We start from the raw sequence: 8746 nt of genomic DNA on the forward strand, positions 1-8746 counted from the left end.
GTCATGGCCGTTGCTGTCCCTTGAGCGGCCATGACACCGCATGCCGCCCCCGCGGTGCCCGCCCAATGTGGTGGGGGGTGAATCGGGCCGTGTCACTTGCCCGTCGGTGGGCGGCGGCCCGGGCGGTGATGGTCCTGGGGTCCGCGATTCTCAGCGGTGCGAACCGTCGTGGTGCTCCAGGCTGTCCCAGTAGGTGTGTCCGTGGTTCTCGGCCCAGCGGATCTGGTCGAGGACCCACTGGCGACGGTCTTCGTCGATCCGTGCCTGGTAGCCGTAGCGGTTGTCGTGCCGGATCCAGTGGCGGCCTCCATCGCGATCCTGCTTCCAGTGGCCACGGCCGTCGCTGCCCCGGCCACCGAGTGCGCTGTGCCGGTCCCTGCTGTGGTTGTCGTGCCGGTCCTCGTTGTGGTGGTCGGCGATTCGGACGGTGGATACGGCGCCCGGCTGGGTGCTGCTCGGGTGCGTCGCCGCCGAGGCGGTGCCGCCGGTGGCGAGAAGCCCGGCTGCGGCGATGGCGGTCGAGGTGATCGCGACGACAGTCCGACGAACAGTCCTGCTTGTCATGATTTCCTCTCTTTCTCCACCCTGCGATGCGAATGGGTGAGTTAGTGCTTGTTTGCCTTGCTGACATTGAAGACACTAACCCCGAATGGTTGAACGATGAACTACCTCGTGGGTGAGGTCCACCACGCGCCGAAGAGCCGTTGCGTCGGAATATTCGCGCGAAACCCGATGTTGCGAGCCGGTTCCCGGGCGGCAGTCGAGGGTCTTCTCACCACGCGCCACTGGGCTTTGTCCGCTTTGACGGACAACTGAATCAGGAGGGGCCGATCCCCCGGAAAGGCGGCCGGAGTTCACGGCCGAGATCGTCGGCCTGCGCAACGCGGTGACCGGTCCGTCGGCCAAGCATCCCTGTCCTGGTGGTCCGCGGCTCCGCCCCAGTCCTATGCCGAAGTTGTGCGCCGCCGCATCACCCGGCCCGGCCACGCCACGCCCTGGGGTGCGGTGACTTGGGCAAGCAGGAAGCGGGACCGTGAAACTCTGCGGGTGCCGGCATCGGCGGGATCGTCGGCGCGGGGGCCCTGCCACAGCAGGGCGGGCCCGATCCTGCGGCGTAGCGCCCCGGCTGCGCTGGTCGGGCATGGGTACGGGTCGAGCTGGAGCGGGTGGCCGTCGTGCGGCAGCAGGTAGACGAACCCGGCGCCGCCGAGATCGCCGACGATGGTGTCCCGCCATCCGGGCAGCAGCGTGCCAAAGGTGGCATGACGAGCCCCTTGAGAGCAGCGGCTACCCGGCGCAACTGCTGCTGTGGCTCGACCCCCGGACTTCAGACGGCGCAGATATCGCCCAACTCAAAGAGGAATTCCCACAAGACCCGGTCCCCCTCGCTCTCCAGCCGGAGCAGTGGGGCCTGGTGAAGCTCCTGCGCGCAGCGTCTGGAATCTTCTCCATCCATCTCGGCGACGAAGGCCGCGTCGCGGTACGTCAGCTGAAGAACCGCCAGAAAAAACCGGGCGGCGCGACTCCGGCATACGATCGATACCTTCCTGCGCTGGCTCTACGACACCGCCGGCAACCAGTGCCCCGTCAACCCGACGCTCTTAAGGCCCGGGAGAGGGCGGCGTCCACGGACGGCCTGGTCGTCTCCACCCGCGCCCGCTTCGGGTTCACGGCAGCCGCGGGCACGACCGACGACGCCCGGATCCGCGACATCACCCAGGCCCTGCCGCCCCAGTGGGCCGACCGCCTCTTCACCGCCCACGAACAGGGCGCCACCGAGCGGCAGCTCCAGCAGATCGCGGCCGACGGCCTCGCGCAGATGTATTTCCGCGCCGACAACAGCCGCGCGCACGGTCTCGGGGTGGAGTTCACCGACGTGGAACGGCTCGACATCGAGCTGTGATCACCCGCCCGTGACAAGGGGCTTTGAACCACTGTGACTGCGCGCCACAGTTGGCCATTCAGTGCTCCGGTTGGCCACCATGACGCTCGGTGGCAACGGTGGGCTGCGACGGGCCGGCACCGCGTCGGCAGGATGTCCGCCCCGTCCGGCGAGGCTGTCGGCGATCCGTAAGCGATGTGTCGGTGGCCGCTGAAACCGTGGGTGTCGAGCCGTCCTGTGGGGCAGCCGCAGCCGCCTTCAACAGCAAGGGAGCCCGCCGCCATGTCGTCCACGTCCTCCACCCCGCCCTGGGATGTCCAACGGCTGCCGCGTGCCGATGGCAGCGTCTTCCTGGTCACCGGCGGCAACGCCGGCATCGGGTACTTCGTCGCGGAGCAGTTGTCCGCCACCGGAGCCACTGTCGTACTGGGCAGCCGGAATCACGCGAAGGCCGAAGTGGCCACGGCCTCGATCCGCTCGCGTGTCCCTGGCGCGCGGGTGCGGGCCGTGCGGCTGGACCTCGCCGACCTCTCGTCGCTCAGAACAGCGGTGGAATCACTGGATGTGGAATACCTCGACGCGGTGGTCCACAACGCCGGCGTCGCGCTCGACGCCCCGCCGCGCCGGGAGACCGGGGACGGTCACGAGCTCATGTTCGGCACGAACCACCTCGGACACTTCGCGCTGACCCACTGGCTGATGCCGCTGCTGTCGGCCGCACCGGCGGCCCGCATCGTGACCACGGGCAGCTTCGCGGCGAAGTCCGAGCGGCTCGACCTCGACGACCTGCAGTCCCGGAAGGACTATCGGCCCAAGCGCACCTACGGGCGCTCCAAGCTGGCGCAGATGTACTTTGGCCTCGAACTCGACCGCCGCCTGCGCGCCGTCGGAAGTACGGTGGCAAGCGTGGTGGTCCATCCCGGCGGCGCGCTGGACTCCCTGACCCCGTCACGACCGCCGGTCCATGTGCGGACCGCTGGTGCGCGGCTCCGCGGTGCACCAGCCGCCCTCCTCGTCCAGGGCAAGCACGCCGGTGCATGGCCCGCGGTCCGAGCGGTGCTGGACCCCTCCGCGCGCGGAGGGCAGCTGTGGGGACCGCGTGTCTTCAGCCTGCGCGGCAAGCCCCAACGTGAACGGGCGTGGAACCACCTCACCGACACCTCCGTAGCGGCGCGGTTGTGGGACGCCAGCCGTGACCTGACCGGCGTCGACCTCGCCACCATCCCCGGATAGCCCCAAACACGCACTGACCAACAAGCGTGCTCAGGCTGGCCAACCATGGCGCCAAGTCACAACCGCGTGCCGGTTCGGAACCCCTTGTCACATGCCGCCCAGTCGGCCGGCGGCGGCCTGCCGGTCGGCCACCTGCTTCCTGGCCTGCTGCAAGTCCTCGTACGTCGCGGCGTGCAGCGTCTCCAAGGACAGGGCGGCCAGACCTCGTATACGAGGTCCGGCCGCCCTGTTTCGATTTCGGCACACCGATGCGGACTCAGGAGATGTTCACGCTCGTGGCTCGTCGTCGCGATCTTCGTTGCGGGACTGTCGAGGACGGGCGAGATCCGGAGAGCAGGGCCCTTCTCAGCTATGTGTCGGTGGTCCGGCAGGCCGAGGCGCGGGCAGTGTCGGCGCTGCGGGATAGGTCGCACAAACAGCCTCGGGACGCTGCGTCCGCACGGAGGACACCTGGTCGGCTGTGAGGCGCTGTGCGTAGATGTCCAGGGCGGCGAGAGTCGTGCCGGACGCGCCGTAGAGCATCCGCGAGCGGGGCAGCGTCAGTTCACTGGTGACGGTGCCGACGCGCTCACCGTCGAGATACAGCGTGACGGCCGAACCGTCGCTGGTGAGAGCGAAGTCGGCCCACTGCCCTGACCCGAGGCCACGACCAAAGCTCTGGGTCACATCGTTCCAGCGCACGGTGACGTCGGTCGGGCTCAGGGTGACCCGGTTCGTGGAGTCGACCTGGCCGAGCAGAGTCACCGTTCCGCTCACCTTGACGGTGCCGGTGACCGACCAGGGTCCGGTCAGGTTGGAGGCCCCGAGCCAGTAGCCGCCGGAGTCGATGACCTTCACCTGGCCCTTGTCCGGGTCGGTGGCTGAGCGCGTCGAGACGAACAGCGGGGTCATCCCGCTGAGGTCGCAGCGGTCGATGATTCCGCGTCGGTTGTTCGACGTGTGCGCGTCATAGGTGCCACGGGGGAACTCCGGATCCATGACGTACTGGTGGATCGGTCGGGCGTTCGTGGTGGCGTTGGGCTTCAGGAAGCCCGTGTATCCCGGTGCGGTACCGATGGTCTGCATGGTGGCCTCGTATGCCGCGTACTCCGTCTGGGTGCGCGGGCGGGTGTTCCACTGCCGGTCTGCGACCCGACCTCTCGGCATGATCGACAGCGACTCGAGCCACTGGCCTTCAGCCCAGCCCAAGTCGTCACCCCAGACGTGCATGCCCCACCCGAGGATCTTCGGGTCGGTGGGTGTGGTCCACGTCTGGGCGATGCGCTGCTGGTCGGGGCGGCCTGAACGGGCCGGCACCAGGTAGAGGAAGCTGCCGTCAGCGACGATCTTGTCGTAGGGCTTCAGGTGGGCGGCGGTTCCACTGCCGGTCCAGTCCATGACCACGACGTTGGTGTCGAGCGGGATGTTGCGCGCCGACGCCTCGGAGCCGTTGTAGACCACCGAGGTGCGGCCCTTGGCTCGAACGTGGTCATTCACCTCATTGATGAACTCCATCTCGACATCGGCCGTCGTGGCGTACTTGCCGTTCGAGTTGGCCACGTAGTCCCGCAGAGCGGGGCAGTTGTTCATGTTCGGGGGCATCTCGTCACCACCTAGGTGGACCCATGGCGAGGAGAACCAGGGGAGGAACTCATCGAGCATCTCCTGGGAGACCTTGAGGGCCTTCGGGTTCATGAGGTTGAACGTGAAGTCGTCGGTCAGGTGGCTGTAGCTGTAGCCCTGGCAGGTGTTCTGCGGAGTTGCGCCCGTGTCGCGCTCACCGAACCCCGGTTCGACCTCACGCGGGCCGTCTGCCATGCCGACGTGGAAGTAGGCCGACTTGGGTGAGACGTGGGCCGGCAGCTCGAAACCTGGAACGAGGGTCACGTTGTTCTCCCGGGCGATCCGGTCGAGACTCTCGATGTCAGCCCGGTCGTAGCTGAAGCCTGGCTCGGCCAGACCGGGGTACTTGGGGCTGTTGAGCCGGAAACCCTCGGCGTCATCGACGTGAAGCACCAGGTAGTTCTGTTTGAGGTACCCCATCTGCCGGATGACGTCGGCTACGGCGCGAGGCTCCCAGTACTCACGGGACACGTCGATCGTGTTCATGCGCACGGTGGTGTTGGCGCGGTCAGTGAGGACACCGGTGGGCAGGGTGCGTTGGTCGGCGCTCCCGACCAGCAGCTGGATCAGGCTGCGCGACCCGTAATAGATGCCACTGGCCGTGGGCGCGGTGAGCCGCACCGTCCGACCGATCTCCAGTCGGTACCCCTCGGGGCCGACCTCGGGTGCGAGAGTCGCATCGAGGGCCACCTGGATGCCGTTGTCGTTCGCACTGTTCGCTTGGGTGAGGGGCAAGCGGACACCCGTGCGGGCCTCGATGTCTCGAGCGGCATACCGTGCGACCTCGCGCAGCGGCCGGGTCGACACAATGGGGTCGGATTCTTTCGTCATGCCTGAGACAACGGTCCAGCGGCCGGCAGTGGCCGGATCGATCACGACCCTGGTCGTGTTCGCCAGGGTGAGCTTCCCCCCTGCGGGCTCCCAGTTCTGCGGAACCGGCAGCAGGGTCGTGCGTGGGTCGACGACGTCGCTCTGGGCCTCCCCAGGCGTCGTCCGAACAGTAGGTTTCGCGCCTGCCTCACTCGCCATTGCGGGCGACACCAGCACCGAGCATGCCGTCAGGGCTGCGAGGCAGCCGGCGAGTCGCGATATTCGCAACCTCGCCGACCCCTGGTGACGAGGGACGGCACGACGACCAGATTTTGACATGATGCCTCCATCAACTGGTCTAGACCGGTAAAGAGTTGATGGGAGTGTGGCCCGTGCGAGCACCACGGTCAAGAGGGGGCAGCGTGCAGGACTGACGGGCGGGGGCCAGTGTGCAGGGCTGACAAGAGGGGCCGGCGTGCAGGACTGACACACCGCCCAATGAAGGTGTGCAAGCTGGGCAAGTCGTCAGCCCGGACCGCCGCGTGTCCGCGATGAAGTGGGGTGGGTGGCGATAGCTTGTGTGCCACCGGGCCCTGTCGGTCTGCGTCCCTCACAGGCGCAGTTCGGAAGGGCCCGGCTCCTTTGTGGACCAGGTGGGGCTGTTGTCCGTGCGGTAGGCCCGGATCCGGGGTTCAGGCACCGACCACAAAGAGTCGTGGGGTAGCACGGTGGGCCTTCGCGAACCACCCCGTGCTGCCGTTGCCGCGTTCGTCCTGGCCCCTGGCCTCCGTTCTGAAACCGTGATGACCAACACCATTGCGTCGGTGCAGCCGCGCCGACTACCTTCTGAACATGTTCACTGAACACGTTCAGGCAACTCGCGCCGAACGAAAACGGCGGACCACCACCCGCATCATCGAGGCCGCCGAAAGACTCTTCCAGGAGCGTGGCTTCCAGGACACAACGGTGCGGCAGATCGCGGCGGAGGCGGGTGTTTCCGTGGGTGCCGTCATGGCAGTGGGGGACAAGGAGTCCCTGTTGAGCCTTGTCTACGACCAAGCCATCGCCGCCCGCATCCCCGCGCCACCGGCGGCGGAGTCCGCAGCCTCCGCAGTCGACTACCTGGCCCATTACTTCGACCCGTTCCTCGATTTGTTCGCCGAGAACGACGAACTTGCGCGTTCGTACTTCCGGACCCTGACCCGAGGTCAACCCGAGAACGCGGCCCTCGGCGGGCTGCGCACGCTGACCGAGGAAAATCTCACCGCCGCGATGGTGAAGGCGGGAATACCCGCCCCCCGCGCCCGGCACGGTGCGCAGGTGATGTTCACCAGCTACTTGGGTGAGCTGATGTTGCTTGCCGCGGGATCCACCGACCGGCAGCAGGCGGCAACCGGGATCCGGCGCACCGCCGAATACGTCTCCGTATACGAAGAGAATGACCGATGACCCTCTCTGAACTCCCGTCTCCCGTCTGGCCAATCCTGATCCTGCTCGGGATACAGGCGGGCGACACCGCAATGATGCTCCGTCCACCGAGATTCATCGTCGACTGCCTGGACGCCGTACGGTTCCCGCGCGACTGGTGGTGGGCGCTGATCACCTTCAAGGCGGCCTCCGTAGTGGGGCTCATCGTCGGGCTCTGGGTGCCCGGCGTCGCCATGACGACCACTGCTGCGGTCGTTGTCTACTTCCTGGCGGCCGCCGCATCCCACATTCGCGCGCGAGCCCTGAACTCCACGTTCTGGGTCAACTGCCTGGGCATGCTACTGCTGTCCCTGGCTGTGCTCATGGTGAGCTTCGTGCGGTTGTAACTCACCACGGGCGCTGTCGTTGTGGCAGTGTCGGGATCGCCCTCGGGCACGAAGTCACAGAGGGTCCTCCATCAGTGGTTTTCGCGTTCGTCGCAGGTGGCCTGGGACCGGTAGGACTCGGTGCCGGTCTGGCGCGGGTGACTGGCACGGGAAGGGGGTCGATCTACGGGCGCGATCAGCTCTGTGAGGAGGTGAGGCGCGTGGCACGGGCGGTGAGATGGCGTCGTTCCGGTGCGCTGGTGGTGCGTCGGGCGGCGTCGAAGTAGGCGTCCGCCGCGGCGTGGTGCTCGCCGAGCAGCTCGAGGAGGTGCGCGCGGGTGGCGAGGAGCCGGTGATGGCGTGCCATCCGCCGGTCGGACTCCAGGGCGGCGAGCAGCTCCAACCCGGCGGCGGGGCCGTGCACCATGGCGACGGCGACCGCGCGGTTGAGGGTGACCATCGGGTTCGGCGTGACCTGTTCCAAAAGTCCGTACAGCGCGAGGATCTGCGGCCAGTCCGTGGCGTCGACATGCTCGGCCTCGTCATGGACGGCGGCAATCGCGGCCTGCAGCTGATACGGGCCGATCCGCCCCTGGGGCAGGGCCTGGCTGATCAGGTCGACTCCCTCGGCGATGAGCCGACGATCCCACTGGCCGCGGTCCTGCTCGGCCAGCGGCACCAGGTCGCCGCCGGGCCCGGTGCGGGCGGGCCGGCGCGCCTCGGTGAGCAGCATCAGCGCCAGCAGCCCGGCCGCTTCGCCGTCGTCGGGCAGCAGGCGGTGCAGCAGCCGGGTGAGCCGGAGTGCCTCGGCCGACAGGGCCGGTGCGGTCAGGTCGGCGCCGTCCGTGGTGGTGTACCCCTCGTTGAAGATCAAGTACAGCACTTGCAGCACCGCCCCAAGACGTTCGACGTGGTCGGCCGGCTCCGGCATGCGGAGCTGCATACCGGAGGCCTTGATGGTCTGCTTGGCCCGGCTGATGCGCTGGGCCATGGTCGCCTCGGGGACCAGGAAGGCCGCCGCGATCTGGGCGGTCGTCAGACCGCCGACCGCGCGCAGCGTCAGCGCGATCCGGCTGGGCTCGGACAGCGCCGGGTGGCAGCAGAGGAACAGCAGCGCGAGGGAGTCGTCCCGATCCGTGCCCGATGCGGCATCCGCGGCATGGCTGAGCAGCTCCGCCTGAGGGGTGGCCAGAGCGATCTGGTCCTCGCGACGCCGCCGGGCATGCTCGCTTCGCACCTGGTCGACCAGCCTGCGGGAGGCGACGGTGACCAGCCAGCCCCGCGGGTTGTCGGGCAGGCCCTCGGCCGGCCATTGAAGGGCGGCGGCGAGCAGCGCCTCCTGCACTGCGTCCTCACACGCGTCGAAGACGCCGTACCGGTGCACCAGCGCGCCGAGGACCTGCGGCGCCAACTCGCGCAGCAGGTC

The 8746-nt window shown here is 68.0% G+C and carries 7 protein-coding genes; 4 read left to right on the forward strand and 3 right to left on the reverse strand.

Going from position 1 to position 8746, the window contains the following annotated elements; genetic code table 11:
- Positions 1-150: 150 nt before the first annotated feature.
- Entirely contained in the window at positions 151-564 is a 414-nt protein-coding gene (locus ACFU8Q_RS35685; RefSeq protein WP_384462549.1) for a hypothetical protein, read from the reverse strand.
- Positions 565-1141: 577 nt separating this feature from the next.
- Here ACFU8Q_RS35685 and tpg point away from each other — a divergent pair.
- Together tpg and ACFU8Q_RS35695 are read left to right on the forward strand one after the other, a co-directional pair.
- Complete coding sequence (gene tpg, locus ACFU8Q_RS35690; protein ID WP_384462552.1) at positions 1142-1903, forward strand: telomere-protecting terminal protein Tpg; 762 nt, start codon at positions 1142-1144, stop codon at positions 1901-1903.
- A gap of 261 nt (positions 1904-2164) precedes the next feature.
- A complete protein-coding gene (locus tag ACFU8Q_RS35695; RefSeq protein ID WP_384462555.1) occupies positions 2165-3115 on the forward strand; it encodes an SDR family NAD(P)-dependent oxidoreductase in 951 nt (316 codons plus the stop codon).
- Positions 3116-3460: 345 nt separating this feature from the next.
- Here the strand turns inward: ACFU8Q_RS35695 and ACFU8Q_RS35700 are convergent, their stop codons facing one another.
- On the reverse strand, positions 3461-5746 hold the full coding sequence (locus tag ACFU8Q_RS35700) for a family 20 glycosylhydrolase (RefSeq protein WP_384462558.1): 2286 nt from the start codon (positions 5744-5746) through the stop codon (positions 3461-3463).
- A 633-nt stretch (positions 5747-6379) separates the two neighbouring features.
- Between ACFU8Q_RS35700 and ACFU8Q_RS35705 the strand changes: the two genes are divergently transcribed.
- Positions 6380-6976 (forward strand): TetR/AcrR family transcriptional regulator, encoded by a 597-nt coding sequence (locus ACFU8Q_RS35705; protein ID WP_384462561.1) that lies wholly within the window; start codon positions 6380-6382, stop codon positions 6974-6976.
- Positions 6973-7341 carry a DoxX family protein gene (locus ACFU8Q_RS35710; protein WP_384462563.1) on the forward strand — a complete coding sequence of 123 codons (369 nt, stop codon included), beginning with the start codon at positions 6973-6975 and terminating at the stop codon, positions 7339-7341. Before ACFU8Q_RS35705 ends, ACFU8Q_RS35710 begins: the two co-directional genes overlap by 4 nt.
- 175 nt (positions 7342-7516) lie before the next feature.
- On the opposite strand, the gene ACFU8Q_RS35715 is transcribed toward ACFU8Q_RS35710, so the two are convergent.
- A partial coding sequence (locus ACFU8Q_RS35715; protein WP_384462566.1) for an RNA polymerase sigma factor occupies positions 7517-8746 on the reverse strand: 1230 nt, incomplete at its 5' end.

It is taken from the genome of Streptomyces sp. NPDC057543, assembly GCF_042801895.1.
Lineage (GTDB): Bacteria > Actinomycetota > Actinomycetes > Streptomycetales > Streptomycetaceae > Streptomyces.

Excerpts from the sequence above, each read along its gene's own strand:
- ACFU8Q_RS35685 (WP_384462549.1), bottom strand. The coding sequence starts at position 564 with ATGACAAGCAGGACTGTTCGTCGGACTGTCGTCGCGATCACCTCGACC.
- tpg (WP_384462552.1), top strand. The coding sequence starts at position 1,142 with ATGGGTACGGGTCGAGCTGGAGCGGGTGGCCGTCGTGCGGCAGCAGGT.
- ACFU8Q_RS35695 (WP_384462555.1), top strand. The coding sequence starts at position 2,165 with ATGTCGTCCACGTCCTCCACCCCGCCCTGGGATGTCCAACGGCTGCCG.
- ACFU8Q_RS35700 (WP_384462558.1), bottom strand. The coding sequence starts at position 5,746 with ATGGCGAGTGAGGCAGGCGCGAAACCTACTGTTCGGACGACGCCTGGG.
- ACFU8Q_RS35705 (WP_384462561.1), top strand. The coding sequence starts at position 6,380 with ATGTTCACTGAACACGTTCAGGCAACTCGCGCCGAACGAAAACGGCGG.
- ACFU8Q_RS35710 (WP_384462563.1), top strand. The coding sequence starts at position 6,973 with ATGACCCTCTCTGAACTCCCGTCTCCCGTCTGGCCAATCCTGATCCTG.